Here is a 19,273-nt window from a genome sequence, read left to right as displayed (position 1 = left end):
CCGGAATGCAGCTCGAGATGCTTTCCTGAACACATCAGGTGACCCGCCGCTTTATATCATATCGGCAGTCAACATCCAATTTAGCAAATTGTGAGCAACCTTTCACCGTATTGATAAAACAGCAATCAACTTTTGGCATAGCTCAAGCAGATAGACGGGATCACTTATTATCGGTTTGGTGCAAACCATTGGACGCAGTGCATGCTTAACTCTTGTAGATATTTTGTAGCAAAAACTATCCGGTCGTTCGCAGATTGCTTGTTTTTCAATAGAGCCATTGGATTCATAGCTAGTTTTTGGAACTGATGTCGCGGTTACAAGCGAGTCAATATAGATGGAGGGCAAGGCAAAACTTATGTGACGGCTTCATTCATATCCGTTCAATAATCAGCTGAAAAAGACTAAAAGAACTATATTTCCAACTTTGTTCGCACAACTTCTATATTGCAATACTATGATTACAAATCCGGATTTCCGGCTAGATACACTGCATTGAATAGTCAGATGTTCCGGCCAGTCTGGCATTTTCGTCGGGTTTTGACTTAGCCATTTTGCGGGCGAACAGAACGGCGCAGAAATTCGCGCGTTGACCCGTCAAACTGGATATGCCCCTGATCGAGAACGATAACACGTTCTGTTAAACTCAGAATATCAAAACGGTCTGTCGAAACGACCATTGTGGTATCCGGTTGCAATATATTTTTAAGCACATTGGCAACGCGTGACTCCTGTTTTTGCGACAATTGCGAGGTCGGCTCGTCGAGAAGCAAAATCTTGCGTTTTGTTAGCGCAAGGCGTGCCGAGGCAAGCATCTGCCGATGTGCAGGATTGGGATAAAAACCGGCATCGCGCCATGTCACTTCCAGTTTGTCGGCAATTTGCATTTCGCCACTTACAAGATCAAGCTGATGAAGAATGTTTTCACATTCTTCGCGCGTCAAGCGGCCTTCCAGACAAAGAAATTCATATACCGAGCTTGTCAACATCACATGCTCTTGCCAGGCATAATGAATGAGATGTTTGATCGATTCATCACCGGCATGGAGCGGACGTTTTGAAAACGAGAGCGTGCCTTTTTCAAGTGAAAGATATCCGGCCAGCAATTTTAACAAAGTGCTTTTGCCGCTCCCGTTGCGCCCGAACAGTGCGACTTTCTGTCCCTTCGGTATAACAAGATCAAGATCATCGAGAATAACCTTTTCATTGTTATAGGCAAAAGTTCCATGTTCAATCATCCATAATGGCGATTTGAGATTTTCGTATTTTTCAAGATGGATCGGTTGATCCTGATTGTCGGAACTTTCGGTAATGAGTTTTTTCAACCGCTTGTAGGAGCGGTGCGCTCCATAAGCCTCATAGACAATACTTGACGTGCTGAAAAGTGGCATAAGCATACGACCGGCAAGCAGGATAACCGCGAAAATAGCGCCCTGATTGAGCGAGCCGGCGAGAACCAGATAATAGGCCATAATGACAATGAGCACGAGCTGAACGCCATTAATAGCGTAATTTAAACGCTGGAAAGCGGCGCTGCGTTGATAACGCTTTTTCCAGGCTTCAATATCGGTCTCGGAGTCGGACATATAGCGATCGCTGACAACATCCGGCCGCCCGATAATGGAGGCGACCATCATATCGACCGGTGTCGGAGGGTCGCGATGAAGTGGCCGTTCGTTAAACTGCAACTCTGCCTGCCGCCAATAGTAATACATGACGCAAAAAATAACGCCGATGATGAATATCGGAACAACGACAATCCATTGCCCGAGTATGGCAATGACCAAAAGAAAGAGCAGAATGAAGGGAACATCCACAACATTGAGATTCAATGCCAGAAACGCGAAATTACGCACCATTTTCCAATCATCCAGCGCGCGGAACTGGGCAGCGCCCCATTCATTCGACTGGCTGGCATTGACGCGCAAAAGCCGCCTCACAATATTGGGTTCAATTGTTGTGTGAATGCGCTGGACGAGCGAAATATTGAGCTTCTGTCGGTCACGACGAAGCAGATATTCGGCAAGCAGCGCCAATGCGACACCGACTGAAAAGGCCCATAGCGAGGCTGATGCATAGGCTGGTAAAATACGGCTATAAATTGCATTCAAATAAAGTGGTGTGACCACAATCATCAGGTTGATGAAAATCGAGCCGAAAAGCAATTTCCAGAGAATAGAAACCGCCACCGGATCCGATGAAATGAGGCGGCGCAAATCGAAATTATCAAGAAGGCTTGCTTTGAAAACCTGATATTGCGGAATGCATTGATCAGTAAATTTTTGAGCTTTTTCTTGAGCAGTTTTTGAGCCGGCGGTTTCGGTGTTGCCGGCTTGCGTGATCTCACGCTTGTCATCCGTTTTGGCGAGTGCATCAAGTTTCACAACCTCGGCCGGATGCACAGCTTTTTTGAGAGCCTGCGGCTTTACGTCATTTTCATGAGGCTGTTTTTTAAGTTCAAGAGAAGGCTCGATTTTGCTTTCGACTGTCACCACATCAGGAGCAGAAGGGATATTATCAGCTTCCTCTTCGTGGCTTTTCTGTTTGTCTTCGTCCAGAAAAACAAAGGTACCATCATTTGCCACTTCCACCGCGCGGTAATTACCGGCAGGGGTGAGCACAATATAAATGCCGCCGATTTGCAAAGCCGATTGTTTGTTGACGCGAACGATGTGAACGCCGAGTTGGCGCTCGACCAGCTTGATCAAAGTTTCGTCGCCCGACATCGGCAAAGTACGCAGACGCTGCCAGTGAAAAGGAAGAGAACCGCGTATTTTGTTACACGCGGTTTCCAGAGCGTCGATCAAAGGAGTCATTCGGTTCTTTCCAAAACGGGCATTAGGTTTTAAAGGCACTCTGCCTTGAATTCAACGTTACAGTTACGGAATTGAAGGGTGAGAATCCTGCAGGTGGTTATCGCCCTGTCTTCCTCTTGTAACTTCGATTGTATCGCCCGTATTGACATCATTTTCAAATGCACTCCAGGTTTCGTTACCATGACCGTCATCTGCGGTCTTATGCCAGCTCCAACCGCCGTCTTTATCAATCCCGTTAAAGATGTCGGCATTCGGGTCACCGCTATTGGGATCTCCATTCAAGAAGAACTTCGCATGATAATGACCATCACTATCGGCAGTGCCTGTTTTGAAATCCTTGAAGAAAGCGTCAAGGTCGATGTTCAATGTATCTTTATATGAATCGATAAAGCTGAAACCTTGAACATTTTTAAAGCCGCCGCCAATGTTATAAATCTGGTCATGAATGCTACCGATAGTATCCTGCCTTTTTGTCATATAGTTGACACCGCCACCACCGTCAAAACCAATAAAAGCCGATTCAGAAAGTTGTTTATTGGTTGTGAAATGGATGAGATCATCACCGGCCGTACCGATAATGGAATTAACATTACTTATTTTATCCGCTTCGTTTCCGCCGCCACGAGTAATCAGGCCATGTTGGTCATCGCTCATTAAGATATCCAGAAACTCTCTTTTGGTAAGCTTGCTATAGTCAAGAATAGCACCGTTGGCATATTGGCTCGCCACCCCGCCATGACTGATAAACCTGTCATTGCCAGAAACACCGTCAAAAGAATGGCCACCAGCGTTACTTCCCTCGAATATATCGTCACCTTTTGTACCAAAAATGGTTCCGATACTTTTGAAGATATCCTTGCCTTGGGTGCCCTGGGCAACATTGTCTTCACCAAAACCGGTAAAGCCCTTTACCGTTGTTCCCGAATAGGACGCATCTGTATCCATTTTTACATAGACACCGTGGATATACTCACCATGATCGTTTACATAGTCATAACGCAAGATATCGCTTGTCAGTAAAGTTCCGCCCTTCGGCCCTCGTACGGTACGAGTATCATTACCATCAAAATAACTAATGCCGTCCTTGCTCGAATTTTGAACAGAATAAAAAGTATCCCCTTTATAACCGCCCACAAACCTGCCGTCTGTCCCCCATCTGCCGGTGATGTCGTTTCTAAAGAATAAAGCGCCATAGGCATTTTCAAAGTCATGCAATGTATCCTGAGACTGGACGTTATTTTCATCTTTCCACAAAGTTTTCGCATATCCGTGGTCGAGATCAATAATAACTTTATCTCTGGTAACAATAAGATTTGACGGATCTGCCCATGCCGCCATCTGTGCATAATCTGCTGCCGCATCGTCAAGCGTCCCATCCGGTCTCAGGAACAATCCATCAATACGTCCTCCAATGTCGGGGGCACCGACATAATATGTATCCGAACCTTCACCGCCGTAATATTCATCATTACCCTGGGTTGCCAGAAAATAATTGTCTTTGTCATTGCCGTAAATCAGATCACGGAACTTGGTGCCAATAACATTTTCAACATTGGTTACATGACCTTTATCGCCACCATCGGCAAGTACTGCACCATGTTCGTCATGGCTCAACACAGAACTATAGTCAGCATAGCCTAGGTCATTTGCACCAAGATTGATGTAAACACCTTCAGTGCGGCCATTCGGATCTACTTTATTAGTGACCGGATTACCGTTGGCATCTGTGCTTTCCAGAACATCCTGAAACGAAATCCAGTCATTTTCCTTGCCGCCATCGGTTCGTGTGCCACCATCATATACAAGATACCCCTTACCGACATAAAGAATATCCGTACCGGTTCCGCCATTGACAATAAATTTACCGGTAGAACCTCCGAGGTAATATTTATCCATGCCACCTTTATTGGTGATTGTTGCATCGCCGGTCGAATATTGGAAATAATAGTTGCCATCGGAATTACCATCATCAGTGCCTAATCCCGAACCATCGTTAGCAAAAATACCATCCTGTATATTCACCTTTGCAGAAGAATATCTGAAATTGAATTCATCGGCTGCTTGAGCACTAAAATTGTCTGTTGTCGTCGGAACATTGACAGAACCGTCGTCGGTTTCTGTTTGTGTGTATTTGATGTGGCCGTTATCATCATACTGGATACGCCTTTGCGTCGTCGTGAGGTTCGCACCACCGTCAATAATATTGACCACGCCTTTGCTGTGGTCAAATGTATAGACATCCGTGCTGTCGCCATCAATAATCTTGACAGTCGACGATGCTGTCACATTTTCACCGTCCTTATTAACAAATCCGGCATTCGTAAACGTGTATTTGCTTTGACCCGTTGTATCCTTGATGATCGTTTCTTTGTTTGCCGAACCGGTAAAATCATAACTATCAGTCCGCGATATTTCATCCTTGGTTAAATTGTCGCCATTATCGTTAATGGTTACTTTGTCGATTGTCGAATTCGTAAAGTTATAAGTATCGGAACCTCTCGCTTCGGTAATATCAACAGTTTTCAAATGGCTATTGGAAAAGAGGTACTTGTCATCAACAGAATAACTAGTAGCGGTCCCTTTATCGTTAATGGTCACTGTACCCCGCTCACCATCTGCCTGGCCGGAATCCGAATATTGGAACGAATAGGTGTCGGCCTCGCCGCCATCGGTGATGTTGACCACAGTGTTTGTTATACGGCCAGCAAACGTTCCATCGCCAAAGCGATAAGAGTCGCCGGAACCATTATCAAAACTGGTGTCAACAATTGTCACAATAGAATCGTGAACTTTGGTAAAGTTATATGAATCGTCATAACGCCCCGCGTCATAAATATAGACTTTCGAGTGAGCAGAAGTAAAATCATAAGAGTTCCGCCCTGCTCCAGCATTCGTTATACTAATATTGTAGTTGTCCCCACTAGCAAAATTAGTCGAATCCGTTCCACTAAAATAATAACTATTAAAACCAGAGTTGTCACGTATTGTAATTGTATTCGAATCGCTCGTTAGCGAATTCTGAAAAGAATAGCTGTCATCACCCGTCTGATCGGTAATATCGACTTTTGTTTCTACCTTTTGGAAGTAATATCTAGTGGTTCCGCTACCTTCCGTTATCGTCACACTACCGCCCTTGGCGTTATTGAAGTTGAAATTATCAGGGGTGTTATTATAATTTGAAGTGCTGCCACCGTCACTAATTGTGACTGTAGAATTATTGATATTGTTGAAATAATAATTATCATTCCAAGTAGAATTGTCGATAATCGTGATTGTTGAACTGTCTGTCCGGTTGAACAAATAATTGTCCCGTCCATCCTCATCCTGAATATTGACAGTGACATTCGAAATATGGTCGGTAGCCGTATCATTATTGGTAGCAAAATCGTAAGTATCGTCTACGGAATTCCCTTGATATTCATGAATATCGACTTTCGCGTTCACCGCATTGTGGAACAGGTACGTATCTTGAGAGTTGCCTCTGTCTTCGATTTTTACTGTCGAGACAACCGAACTGTTGGCATCGCCAAAATTGTTGAAATTATAGTTGTCCGAACCCCACTGATCAGAAATAGTAATATGAGCCGCACCGGAAGCAGCGGCAGCTGTCGCTTTCACATCATTGAAGTAATAGTTGTCATTTCCCGAATTACTGCCACCCTGATCGTTGATAGTAACAGTGTTGTCCTGATCAACCGTTATACGGTTGAAGTAATAGTAATCGGAGCCACCACCATCGGTTATTGAAACCTTTGTATGGGAGTCATTGAAGAAGTAACTATCCCTATCATTGGAATAACTATTGTTAGTGTATGCAGAATCCACAATTTTGACCGAGCCACCTTGCGTGCGTTCAAAATAATACTGGTCTTGACCGCTTTCGTCGGTGATATTGACAGTCGTATTGGTGATATGATCGGTCGGGTTCTGACTACCCGTACCATGGGTAGCAAAATCGTAAACATTGTCAAGATATTGCGATGTGTAACGATTATCGAAGTAATCGTGAATGGTAATATCCGAGTCAATTGCCTCATGGAACGTATAATTGTCGTTACCCGCTCCATGATCGTCAATCTTCACCTTACTGGTGATGTTATTGAACTTATAATTGTCTGCTCCACCCGCGTCATAAATAACGATATTTGCATCCGCAGCAAAATCTGTTGCTTTGGTTCCGTTGAAATTATAATCGTCCGTATAATTGCTATCGCTGTTATCGGTAATTTTAATTGTATTATCAGCTGATGTTGTAGAATCGCTGAAATCATATTTATCAGCACCATCCTTATCGGTAATATCGACTTTCGTGTCGGCAGCCGAAAAATGATATTCGTCAGCTGCCAGTGTTCTGTCGCTTGGACTTCCAACACCGGTGTCCTTGATGGTTACAGATCCACCGGTCGTGCGATCGAAGTTATAAAGATCATTGCCATGCTCATCGGCGATAGCAACGGTCGTATCTTTAATATGATCAGTGGCGGATTCATTATTATCCTTTAGCGTTGCAAAGTCATAAATGTCGTTGCCACCAAGATAGATGCCATCGTTTTTATTGTTAATCGTAATATCGGATTTATCGGCGTTGTGGAACGTAAAGTAGTTATCGCCCGAGCCAATATCATCAATGTGGACTTTGCTTTGAACCCTGTCAAAGTGATATGCGTCCTTGCCGCCATTATCCGTGATCGAAATATTCGCGGCATCGCCTTCTGCCATGCTAGCCGATGTTACATCATTGAAATTATAAATGTCGTTGGCGGTACCATAATCCTTGATCTTGATTGTGTTATCCGCACTCGTCTTTGCATGATCAAAGGAATATTTATCAGCACCATCCTTATCGGTAATATCGATTTTTGTGTCAGCGCCTGAAAAATGGTACTCATCCTGAGCTTGATCTTTTGCGCTGATCACACCTTCGTCGTCAATCGTAACAGAACCACCTTTTGTGCGGTCAAATTGATATTTATCGCTGCCATTTTCATCAAGAATAGTAACAATGGAATTCTCGACATGATCTATTGCGGTGCTACCGGCTGAAGCCAAAGTAGCAAAATCATAGACATCGCTGCCGCTTAAACTGTCACCATCATTAAGATCATTGATCGTAACATGATTGTCTTTGATATCATGAAACTGATAATGATCGTTACCGGCTGCGGAATCAATGATCTCTACGCGATTGATAGCCTTGTTGAAGTGGTAGAAATCACTTCCGCCCGAATCTGCAATCTTGTTCACGCCTGTTGAGGATTCAAAATTATAGCTATCGTTCGAGTCTCCTTTACCACTATCGACAATAGTGTTATTACCCGAAGAATTAACGAGATTATACGTATCTTCTCCTGCGCCGGCATATAACCGGTTATTACCGCTCGAGCCTGTAGTGGCACCGTTGTTCGGATCGGTCATCTGCATGTTGAAGATGTTATTGCCATCGCGCCCGTCGAAATAATAAGAGGTCGCTGCATCACCGATCAAAAACTTGTCATCGCCTTTGGTACCGACAATCTCGGTAAAATTGTGCATTTCGGCAACATCATTATTGCCATTATCGGTAACTTTGTTATTGGCAATATCGAATGTCAGACCAGGCAATACATTTGATCCCTGCTGTGAGGTAACAGGATAATCATCGCCATAGATCAGGCGGTTTGTGCCACCCTCGCCATCATATTTGATATGGTTATTGAACTGGGAAGCATAGATCGTGTCGTTTCCGCTGCCACCATAGATTTCACGGGCATTCGGCGTTTGCGGCAATACAATCGCGTGGTTTCCATTGATAACAGTATCCGGATGATCACCCACATACTGGTTGGTAAATTCGGACTTTGCTCTGGTTTCCTTGCCCTGGTCATCAACCCAGGTAATGTTGACGTTATTGCCGTTATAATCGACATTGCCCTTATAACTGACGAATATTTCGTTATCTTTAAGTTCGATACCGTATTTGGCAACGAAATCAGCGTATTGCGGGCTCCCCTTCCAGATAATAGTCATACCATCCGGAATTTGGCTGACATCCTTGATATGCTTGCCGGCAACAGATTCCCCGCCGACCAGCTGGTCGAAAGACACAATACGTCCCAAACGACGATCCAGATTGTTCGGATTGTTTTCTGTATTGACCTGACCATATTTGAAAGCACCATTATCGGCATGGACAACAAATCCGTTTTCCTGACCGGCCTCATGACGTAAATCAAGAATAGCAGGTTCGCCATATTGGACACCAAGATCAGGATTCGTACGTGCAGCAGGCGAACCGCCACCCAGATGCCAGACGGTCGATTGTGTTCCATCCTCATTCTGGACAGTCGTTCTGGTGCTGTTTACCTGATAAAGATTGGCCTTGTCGACAAAAGGCAATCCCGCATTACCGGTGTTATCGCCATCACCACCGGTATGATCATTGTTGTTATCGTTATTACCACCATTGTGATCATTATTGTTATCGTTATTATTATTGTTTCCGCCATTCCCTTCGTTATGGTTATGGCTACCACCACCATTATCAGGATTTACCGGCGTGGACGGTTCAGATGGCGTGGACGGTTCCGAGGGAGTTGGCGGCAACATAGGATTGGGCATCGGTTCCGAAGGAGACTGATTGGACAACGGAGCCCCGCCGCCGGCCGAGGTCGACGGAACAAAACTTACTGTGTCATCAAGTATCGAAGGCGGTGTTCCTAAAAAGTCGGCAACTGAAAGACGATCATCGCCTCTTCCGCCACTTTGTCCACCGACAACATCTTCATCGGCATTAAGATCGGTTGTTTCGCTTACCGGAGCATTCTGGACAACAGCAACGAGCGGATCGGCACTGGCATCGACTTTTGCGTTCTTTTCGCGAATTTCACTTAATTCCGGACCCGGTTCTATGAGATCGGCACGCTGGAACAATTCGTTCGATGAAACAACTGTGCCATCCATAAACCTCAGGTTGAACAAATTTTCGTGCATGGACGACATTTGCGCAGCCTGAACCAGCGTCAGTTCAGAGCCATCCTGCATACGAATGACAACATCACTTCCGCGAATAATGATTTCAACCTGGGAAATCGCTAGCGGTACATCGTTATCCGAATACGTATCAACAAGAACAGATACTCCGTCCTTCTGTGGAAAAGGTAGTTTCATCTCGATATAACCCCTATAGACTCCAAAGCCCCGAAATCAGTATAAACTCCACCCGACTAAAATATAGTTATAGCCTGCTTCTTTAACAAGCTCAATTGCGACACAGTGCCCCGTCTCATTCGCTGAAGACCACCGACATTCCATCGAGGAACGGTTTGAACAAATATTGAAGAAATGTCCTCTGCCCCGCCAATGCAAAAGTCTCCACAGTCATTCCGGGAAATATTTTCAATTTCTTGTGTTGGTCTGCATCCATTGTGACGGTAACTTCATAATAGCGCCCCCCTTTATCTTCTTCCCCGACAGCGTCGGCACTGATCACAGAAACTTTACCTTTCAGTGTCGGACTATTGTAGTTGGATATCGCCAGTACACGAACGCGCACATCCTGCCCCACCCACAAACGGTCGCGGTCTTGCGGGTTAACCTTCACATCCGCAACCAGTGGCACCTCGCTTGGCGCAATTTCGAACATTTTTTCACCGGCTCTAAGCACCGCCCCGACGTGGGGCATGACAACCTGTTGGATAACGCCATCCACCGGCGAGACAATTTCCGAATTCTTTGCCCGCTGGCGGCTTGCTTCCCACTGCGCCTTGGCAGTTTCGAGCTTTACCTGAACCTCGGCAAGCTGTTTATTGGCATCCTCGTTGAATTCGGTTCTATACATCGAAATTTTAAGCTTGGCCTCATCACGTGCTGCTGTCATTCCGGGAACCTTTGAACGTGCATCGGCAAGTGTGCTTAAAACCTTTTGATATTCAAGGCGCCGCTGGACGAGCGTTGCTTCCGGTGCTGCGCCCCTTGCCACCAACGGTTCGAGCAGCTTGATGTGCTCGTTCGAAAGCTGCATTTCGGCTCCGAGATTTTCAATTGCTATTGCATTCGACGCGAGTTGGGCTTCTTTTTGCTCGTACTGGGTTTTGGCAATTGCGACCGATTCATCCAATGCGCGTCGGCGCGCATTATATAAATCCGTTTCGTTTTGATAAATTTCGGCAAGTTTCGGGTTATTGGGCTTCGGCGGATTGAAATCGTTGCCGGTAAGTTCCGCACGCAACCGCTGTTCGCGCAATTCATAGGCACGAAGGGCAATAAAATTGCTTTCATTATCTTCGGCAACTGTCAGGTTTTCAACGTTTGCCAGAACCTGCCCGGCTTTGACAGTTTCACCATTGGTTACGAGCAGTTGCTTCAACACTCCGCCTTCCGGATGTTGTATTTCAATATTGTGGCCTTCGACACGAATAATTCCGTGTCCGCGAACCAGAACATCGAAAGGCCAGAAAGCAGCCCATAAAAACGCAGCAAGCACACAAAGGGCAAGCAGCCATTTTCCCAACGAAATAGCCTTAAGCCCGTCGATGATTTTTCCCCACTTACTGCGTTTTACTGTTATTTGCATTGCTATCTTCAGTACGTAGTATGATATAGTCTTCGGTATTATCCGGCACAATCAGATTATCAAATCTGATGTTTTTAATAATGGCACCTTCTTTCTGCAGAACCGCCATTGTCGCAACAGCGCGGTTGACCTGCATCAGCAAGGTGTCACCGGTTGAAACATTCACACTCCGCCCGACCGAATAAATCCTCAATTTTTCCGTTGTAAGGGCAGTCTTGTTTCTTAAGGCCCAGGCACGGACTTCATTTTGCTGGATAGATGTCAAATAGGTTCTATTCAGTTCGACATTGAGACGCAAATCACCATCGCGCGGTTTCAAAGCCCCTGTATCGACCATGACAAGTGGCAGATTGGCAGCAACCTGTTCGCTGCTACCCGTTGTATCGTCAATGCCGCCATTCTTATTCGGCTTGTTTTCATTGGCCATCGAAAATTTTGACTGATCGTCGATAACTGTCGGCGCCTTCTTCGACGTCTGTTCACTTTCGGCGTTCTGGTTTCCTGCCTGATCTTCCGGGCCGGCAATTTTCGATGTTGCAACAATAACCTGAAACAACATAGCCAGCAAAAGAAAAACCATCAGAAGAACGGTCAGCATATCTGCATAAGCAATCCAGATATTTTCACCACCACGTTTTTCTGCCATTATTAACGCTCCACCAGCTGAAGTGCCTGAAGTCCTTCACGAGGCTTCCCAGCCAGGTAATAAATACTGAACACTGCACGCATGAAACCATAACGGGCATCAATCGCATCTGTGCGCGAGGTAAAATACTCGGTTTCCGCAGTAATAAGATCAGACAATTTACGGTCGCCCAGACGGAATTCTTCCAGATAAAGGCCACGGGTCTTATCCGCTTCCTTGCTTGCCTCTTCACTGATTGTCCATTGCTGCGATGTGATATCGATATCGCCGAGAAGTGCGCGGACTTCATCATTCACCGTTGAACGCTCTTTACCCAATTGTGCTTCATTGACATTGACCTGTGCATAGGCTTCACGAATCTTCGCCTTTTTGGAAAGATCAAAAATGTCGAACGTCAATTTGAGCTGGACACCGCCATCTGTATCCGACACATTGTAAAGATTATCAACGTTTTCCAAAGTACGCTTATAATCAATCGTAAGATCAAGCCGCGGCTTCAGACTTGCTTTTGCGCCAACCACACTCTTACGGCTACCTTCAAGAGCTGCACCTCTGGCAAGAACCGCCGGGTTCTGATCCGCTGCATTGACTGCAACGCTATCAAGGTCTCCGATATGTGGCAATACCATGCGCTTGGCAGGCAAAACTTCAACGTCTATACCGACCAGAGCATTCAATTTCTGATGGGCACGTGATAATTTGAGTTCGATATCCTTGCGCCGGTTGATTGCATTGCTCAAGGCCAGACGCCCGCGAACGGCATCCGACTGTGGCGAAATTCCACCGGAAACACTTTCACCGATTGTCTTGTTCAATGCTGTAATCTTGTCAACATATCCGATAGACGATTGCAATTGCTCGGTATAGGCCTGAACCGCCATATAGGCGTTGGCCGTATCATACATAACCGTCAAATCCTGAGCATGTTTGGCATGCCCACTGGCTCGTAAATTATAGCTTGCTGCTTCCTTGTCGGCATCGCGACGGCCAAAATCATAAATACTATAACGAACATCGAGGCCGGCAAAAGCGGTATCGTCGAAATCACGGTCACGGCTGGTGATGCCACCGTCATAGCGAAGGTTCGGAGCCGTTATTTCCGCACCGACCGTGGGATAATATTTGGCTTTTGCCTGATCAAGACGACTCTCGGCAATATCAAGCTGGCTCTTTGCAACTTTAATCGTCCACGAATAATCGGCAGCTTTCTTCAACGCTTCGTCAAGCGTCAATCTCTGTTTTTCGCGCTTTAGAGCTTCCTTGGCTCTTGCCGTTGCCGGATTGTTAGTATTCGCAACTCTGGGATCCTTGCTGATCGCAGGCTGATGATTTTCGTTAACAGCCTGAGTTGTCATCGTATCAACATCTGCACGAGCAGCAGGGTTTCTATTCGACGCACATCCTGTCGAAACAATACTGCAGCTCACCAATAGGATCGACACCACACGTTTGATATTTTCTGAGCAATTCATCATGAATTAGCCTTTCGTGGGTGGAACGTCGCTAACCTTTTGGACAGCACGTATTGCTGACACAATCGAAACGCGGGCTTCGGTCAAATCCCGCATCCCTTCCATAATTGCTTTTTGCTGAACCTGCATAACCTGATTTGCGTTTTGTAATGCTTCCGCCTGATTGACACTGTAGCCCAGCAATTGATTGGTTGATTGTTGAATGGAACCGGCACTTGCCTGAAGTTCTTTAAGATTACCGGAAATCGCCTCTAACGCACCGGTATTCGCCTGAACTCCCTTGAGGTCATTGGAAATTGCCTCTAACGCACTGGTATTGGCATGAACCCCTTTAAGTTCATCCGAGATTGCTTCAAGAGCACCGGTATTGTCCTGAATTCCTTTAAGCTTGTTCGAAATCGTATCAAGGCTACCCATAAATTCTATGCGCATCTGGTTCAAACCGGCAATAGCCTGACCGATTGTCTGGCTGTTGCTTTCCTGTGCTTCGATGCTGCGAGCGATATAAGCGCTATTCGATTTTACAATATCACCAAGACCTGCCAATACAACCGAACTATTCTGAAGAATCTCGACAATTTGCCTCGTTGCCTCTCCATTGGCCGTAACTGTGTTCAGGATAGTTTCAATCGACTGTTTATTATTTTCCGATTGTTCGGAAATAACAGTCAACATTTTATCCATCGTTTCCTGTTGTATCGCCTGTCCTTGAACAAAATTGCCAGAGATATCCAGAAATTTGCCGGTGTCTTCATGCGAAAACTCGACATGGCGGGATAAAACTGCTGCCAGACGGTTAATCGCGCGTGTCGTTGCGTCGATCGTGCCGGTCTCGCCCGCCACTTTCGATGCTTCTTCACCACTTGCAACGAAAGACCATTTTTCAATGTCATAGACCCAGCCTTCTGTCGCGCGCCCCATAAAGTGCGCAACGAGACCGGTACAAATGGACGAGCCCAAACCGAACATGGAAGATGAGAACGCCGTTGCCATACCACCAAGAGGGGCGGCCAACGAATTGATAAGGGATTTCGCCTGGATTTCATCGGCAGACGAAAGAACGTCAATCGAACCGCGAATACCTTCCATGGTAAACGTCAAACCGAAGAAGGTGCCGAGCAAGCCCATAGAAATAACCGCACCGGCTGCATAAAACAGAAAGTCGACACGCCAATCGAGTGCCTTTGCCACCAATGCAACTGCCGAGTTTCTTTCATCTTCATTAAAACTGATAAGATCGTGAAGGCGACCGCGAAGCAACCGCATGCCACCTTTAAGCTTCGGCTCTTCGTCGCGCGGAAAATGACGCTTGAACTGTTCCCATTGTGTAATGCCGCGCCCGACAAAAAAGTTCGCGTAGAGAGCATAGAGCAAAACGATTACATCAAAACAGGCAATAATCGAGTTGAAAACAATATTGTGCGCTACAAAATCGCCATGAAAAACCAGGGTGTAGAACAAGGCAAACAGCGACAGCACTGTCAACAGCAATGACAAATAGAGCACAGAACGTGTAGATCTCATACGACCCCCTTATGTATAAAAAAAAGCATGGCCCAACTTCTGCCTTATCTTCACCGCGGCAACTTGCCGACAACCCCTTTTGCCCGAAACCGGCCTAGACAGTTAATTTTACCGCCCCGACGCACCTGCCAGCTAAGAATCAGTATAGTCTTTTAACGGTTTGGCAAATCTTTTCAAGCTATGGTTAATTTACGGTTAACGAATTTTATAAAATCACCATGGTGTAAGAGCATCACATTGATTCCAAACAAATATATCAGAAAACCGAAATATCCAGAGACAATCCCGGTTACCACGACGATTAACACTGTTTAACAAATAGATAATAAACCCTTGGTTGGCAATTCGTCATCTAATCATTTGCGATAGAGAGTCCATTTTTTTAAAAAAATGTTTTCGATATCCGTAAGACTATTTTATAATCGTAATTTACGAAAAGAAAAACGTTATAATTTTCATTTCATGAGTCATATTTTTTAATGAAAAAATTATATATTTTATAATTTTTAAATTCAAAAATTTTTAAAATAAATATATTTATTTAAATTTAAAGTTGTTATTTTTATTTTCGTTATATTTAATGTAAATTATTTTTTTAAACTATGAATGATAAAAAAATCTACTTCAATTTGATTATTTTATTCAAATTTAAATCAAATAAAAATTTGTGGATAACGTTGAATCCTTTTTCCTGCCGAACGATTTTATATGAGCACCTCGATGACTCTTCAAAAATCGGTAAATCAAACTTATGATTGCCCGTTTCAATTTCACCCATTTCAATTTCAATTGACTGTATTTCCGCGCGCTCCGCGCCAATCCCGATGACCATACTATTCCGCTATGGCCGGTCATTTCTGCATTCGCCGGCAAAATCGATAAAACATGGTCGTTTGATAATTCGGTAAACTCTGCTCGTCGAAAAATATAAGCCGACTTATTTTCGTGACATTTTGTCGCATTAAACGCTTTAATAAAACAGAACTTTACAATTCCGCGTTTTTTTAAAGGTCTCCCGCCCAAAAAAGGGCTTAATGCGTCGTAGGGTCGTTAAACCTATCAAAGAGTTGATTTTCAGCTGCGCCTTTGTTCAACATAAACAAAGCAGTTTTTCCATCGGTGAAAACGGTCTGGAAACCGATAACAGCAGAGCGGGTTAAAAAGTTTCTGTTGTTTTCTTTGTTATCTTTATCATCGCGCAATGAAGCCACAAAATTATTTTCATAAAGGTCAGCGACAATTGTTGAAGCCTGCTTGTTCAAGACATTGATTTTGTCGCCGTAATAAACTCCCTTAACATCAACAACGACTCCACTATCGAAGCCGTCTGCTTGCGAAAACGAAAGGTCGATCAAATGGGTTGCACCGAGATTGTCGCGATAATTTTTGCGGATGTTCATGCGCGCACCGAGTTTACCATCACCGGTTTTAAAATCGGCGACCAAGGCCGTTTCATCCAACGGATTTTCTGCCGAATGCGGTGGCTTTAACGACCAGGTGACAGTCGATTGCATTTTAAGCTGATTACCTTTTTTATCATTAATAAGCAAAAGACCCAGCTCGGTTTTTTCCGTATGAGCACTTTGCGTTTCGGGCGTTGGATTTTCCGACTTATTTTTGACACCCGCGGCCGGGTCATCCGTAACATTTTCACTTGACGTTTCTTCTACAACTGGCCGCATCACCGATGCCGGAAGAGAAGCAAGTCTCACAACCGGATTTTTATTAGTCAGGGACAATGCATCATGCGAATTTTCCGTTAGATTTGTCTGCATCTGGTCCGGCTTCACTTGTTGAGCGGATGATCTCTGTGGTTGAGGAAGTTTTTCGTTTGCAATTTTTTTAGCGGGATTGTTCGTATTGCTTCTCTGATTTCCCCCTGCATTGTCATTTTTCCGCGACGGGTTTTTCGCGTTATCATTCGGCTTTTTAATATTCGCAGCGTTCTTTTGTACCGGGTCAGGATTATTGCGGGCTTTCTCATCTCCTGTCACGATGTTTTGCGACTGTTTCCCGCCAAGCGGTACCGACGGTCCCGAACGACCGTGAAAATAAGCATAAAAAACCAGCGCAAGAATAAAAAATACTCCGGCAGCAACAGAGCGGCCGGTTAACATCTTCAATAGACGGCTTGGATAATATCCGCGCGGGTGTGGACGATTTGTTGCTTTCCCCTTATCCTTCCCGTCAAAAAAAGACATTGGCGGAAAAAGATCCTGCTCCAGTCGATTGTTATCGATATGATCAAGCCGCTTGAAAAATTCGGTTCGCTTCTGCTCGAACGTGTCTACGATATCACCTGCACCCGCTTTTTCTGAACCTTTATCCGATAACCCATTGAGACATTCTTTTTTTTGCCCAATCCCGCCTTCTTCCGGAATATCCGGAACGGAAGCCGTAACAACTTCCCGCTCTTCATCAATAAAGGTGGTAGCGCTATCACCGGAAATGTTCGTGTTTTTTTCTGCAACACTCTCGCCTTTTCTCTGTTCGTTTTGCTGTCCTGAAGGAAAAGAGAAATTGCTGTTTCGTGTTTTTTCTTCGGCTGAAATCTCATCAACAGGAGTGGGTGTTCCGGCCGGAAAAGTCTTCTGCGACAGAAAATCCGTTTGTGATTTGAGGCTTATATCTGCTTTTTGTGTTTCACCCCGCTCATCACAACCGAAAGCTTGCGCCGTAGACACTTTATGAACAGCGTTTTCTGCCAAAATAACGCCGTTCACACCCACTTTATTCCCTTCATATACGAGCATATCGGTGGAACCAACTTTGTCAGGAATCCCAACCGCTTCAAAGCCGTTTGAACCAGTTTGACCATTCCGGGTTCCGGAAAAACTTCTCCGTTTTAGGCCGTTTTTGGAAAAGGGCGTTGTTGACGCCATAACGACTGTTTCTGTTTTGAAACCGGCTATTTTATCATGCTCGCGATCACCGGTTTTATTATCGGTTTTATTATTGAGAGCCTCTCTGTTGAAAGTGCCGAAGGGCTGCCTTTCCATGCGGGCTGTCTGTACACCAATTGTGTCAAAAGCAATCTTGCCGGAAAGGATTCCTGCTGAAACCGGTGAGACTGGTGTATCAATATAGAGTGGATAATCATCAATACCCGAGGCACGGGATAGCCCTCGTTCGGCTCCAACATAACCGAAGATTCCAGCCACTTCGTTGAGGCTTTCAGAATTTCTGGCTGTCATACTTTTCCCGACACTATCTTTTTCGCTCATATCTTTTTCGCGAACAACTGTCATATGTTGGGCATCTGTGCTTGCCGGAACAAAGCTATTCTGTTTTGGCCATGAAGCTTCCGATTGACGGGTATTGATTGATGTCGCTTCTAATTCTGTTCTCCCACTTCCGACAAAAACTGCCTGCGGCTTTATTGATTGACTGTTTTCTGCTCTTGTCCGATTTTTTACGTCGCCCACAAAAACACTTTCTGCCGCCATTCGTTTAATGCGATTTTTCCGCTCTTGCCTTAATATGTCGAGTGGCACGATTTCCGAACGGATTTCATTGACCCGTTTTTTCTCCCTGTCGTTTTGATCCACAAAGTCGGTTCGATTCACAAATTCCGTTTTGACAGGTTCATGAACAATATTGTTTGAAATCCCGTCGAGCGCTTCCCCACGCCTTTCAATCAACGGATTGGTATAGCCGTCATCAAAATCAAAACCGGAATGAACAGGCTTGGCGCGATTAATTTGATTGTTCCCGTCCGGTTGACGAGCTTTATCATCATTAAAAAGTAAATCTGCAATGTCGAGATCGAAAGGCTCACCGGACCGAACCCGAGAACGTCTCCTCCTCCCGTTGTCTAGCGCAAAAACTTTATTTTCTTCTTCAAACGGAAATGTCTGCCTTTGTTCAACTTTGCTTTGATCCTCCATTAAGCGCGCCGGTTTTTCCGAAAAAGCGTGAAATTTCTTCACAGTGCTGCCACTATCGCTATCCCCTCCAAGATAATCCGGAAGACGGGCATTGTAAGAAAATCGCGCATTGGCACTGTCGTTTTTATGGTCGAAAAATTCGGGCGCCATAACATAAGAAGCCTCGACTTCACAGATTGCGCCCTCGAGCTGAAGCAAATAGGAACGACGAACCAATTCCGGAGCACCCATTTCGGCAAGTCTGGATTTGATTTTGGAACGTGCCTCTTCATAAACACGTTGCCGTACCTGCAATGTCGGCTCTAACGCCTGCCTTTCTATCGACTTCCTGAGCAGTTCGGCAAAATTGACCATAGTATAGTCTCAATTCCTCTGAAACA

Annotated in this window: 7 protein-coding genes; all 7 read right to left on the bottom strand. The window is 45.0% G+C overall.

Annotated features, from left to right (window positions below):
* Positions 1–542: 542 nt before the first annotated feature.
* The 7 genes from H3V14_RS03500 to H3V14_RS03470 all read right to left on the bottom strand — a co-directional run bounded on the left by H3V14_RS03500 (position 543) and on the right by H3V14_RS03470 (position 19,247).
* Complete coding sequence (locus H3V14_RS03500; RefSeq protein WP_198226649.1) at positions 543–2,813, bottom strand: ATP-binding cassette domain-containing protein; 2,271 nt, start codon at positions 2,811–2,813, stop codon at positions 543–545.
* 63 nt (positions 2,814–2,876) lie between these two features.
* Positions 2,877–9,959, bottom strand: coding sequence for a hypothetical protein (locus tag H3V14_RS03495; RefSeq protein ID WP_198226647.1), 7,083 nt, complete (start codon positions 9,957–9,959; stop codon positions 2,877–2,879).
* 115 nt (positions 9,960–10,074) lie between these two features.
* Positions 10,075–11,364, bottom strand: coding sequence for an HlyD family type I secretion periplasmic adaptor subunit (locus H3V14_RS03490; RefSeq protein ID WP_198226645.1), 1,290 nt, complete (start codon positions 11,362–11,364; stop codon positions 10,075–10,077).
* Positions 11,339–12,010 (bottom strand): hypothetical protein, encoded by a 672-nt coding sequence (locus H3V14_RS03485; protein WP_198226643.1) that lies wholly within the window; start codon positions 12,008–12,010, stop codon positions 11,339–11,341. Before H3V14_RS03485 ends, H3V14_RS03490 begins: the two co-directional genes overlap by 26 nt.
* A 2-nt stretch (positions 12,011–12,012) precedes the next feature.
* Positions 12,013–13,485 carry a TolC family protein gene (locus H3V14_RS03480; RefSeq protein ID WP_198211826.1) on the bottom strand — a complete coding sequence of 491 codons (1,473 nt, stop codon included), beginning with the start codon at positions 13,483–13,485 and terminating at the stop codon, positions 12,013–12,015.
* A 3-nt stretch (positions 13,486–13,488) separates the two neighbouring features.
* A complete protein-coding gene (locus H3V14_RS03475) occupies positions 13,489–15,006 on the bottom strand; it encodes a hypothetical protein (protein WP_075916368.1) in 1,518 nt (505 codons plus the stop codon).
* A 1,031-nt stretch (positions 15,007–16,037) separates the two neighbouring features.
* A complete protein-coding gene (locus tag H3V14_RS03470) occupies positions 16,038–19,247 on the bottom strand; it encodes a hypothetical protein (RefSeq protein WP_198226641.1) in 3,210 nt (1,069 codons plus the stop codon).
* Between the last annotated feature and the right edge of the window lie 26 nt (positions 19,248–19,273).

Source organism: Bartonella sp. W8151, assembly GCF_016100385.1.
In the GTDB taxonomy this organism is placed as follows: domain Bacteria; phylum Pseudomonadota; class Alphaproteobacteria; order Rhizobiales; family Rhizobiaceae; genus Bartonella; species Bartonella apis.
The sequence above is the reverse complement of the archived record's forward strand: the minus strand, read 5'-3'. Positions and strand labels throughout refer to the sequence as shown.

Bases quoted from the DNA above. Each gene is read 5' to 3' on its own strand.
- H3V14_RS03500 (WP_198226649.1), bottom strand. From the start codon at position 2,813: ATGACTCCTTTGATCGACGCTCTGGAAACCGCGTGTAACAAAATACGC.
- H3V14_RS03495 (WP_198226647.1), bottom strand. From the start codon at position 9,959: ATGAAACTACCTTTTCCACAGAAGGACGGAGTATCTGTTCTTGTTGAT.
- H3V14_RS03490 (WP_198226645.1), bottom strand. From the start codon at position 11,364: ATGCAAATAACAGTAAAACGCAGTAAGTGGGGAAAAATCATCGACGGG.
- H3V14_RS03485 (WP_198226643.1), bottom strand. From the start codon at position 12,010: ATGGCAGAAAAACGTGGTGGTGAAAATATCTGGATTGCTTATGCAGAT.
- H3V14_RS03480 (WP_198211826.1), bottom strand. From the start codon at position 13,485: ATGATGAATTGCTCAGAAAATATCAAACGTGTGGTGTCGATCCTATTG.
- H3V14_RS03475 (WP_075916368.1), bottom strand. From the start codon at position 15,006: ATGAGATCTACACGTTCTGTGCTCTATTTGTCATTGCTGTTGACAGTG.
- H3V14_RS03470 (WP_198226641.1), bottom strand. From the start codon at position 19,247: ATGGTCAATTTTGCCGAACTGCTCAGGAAGTCGATAGAAAGGCAGGCG.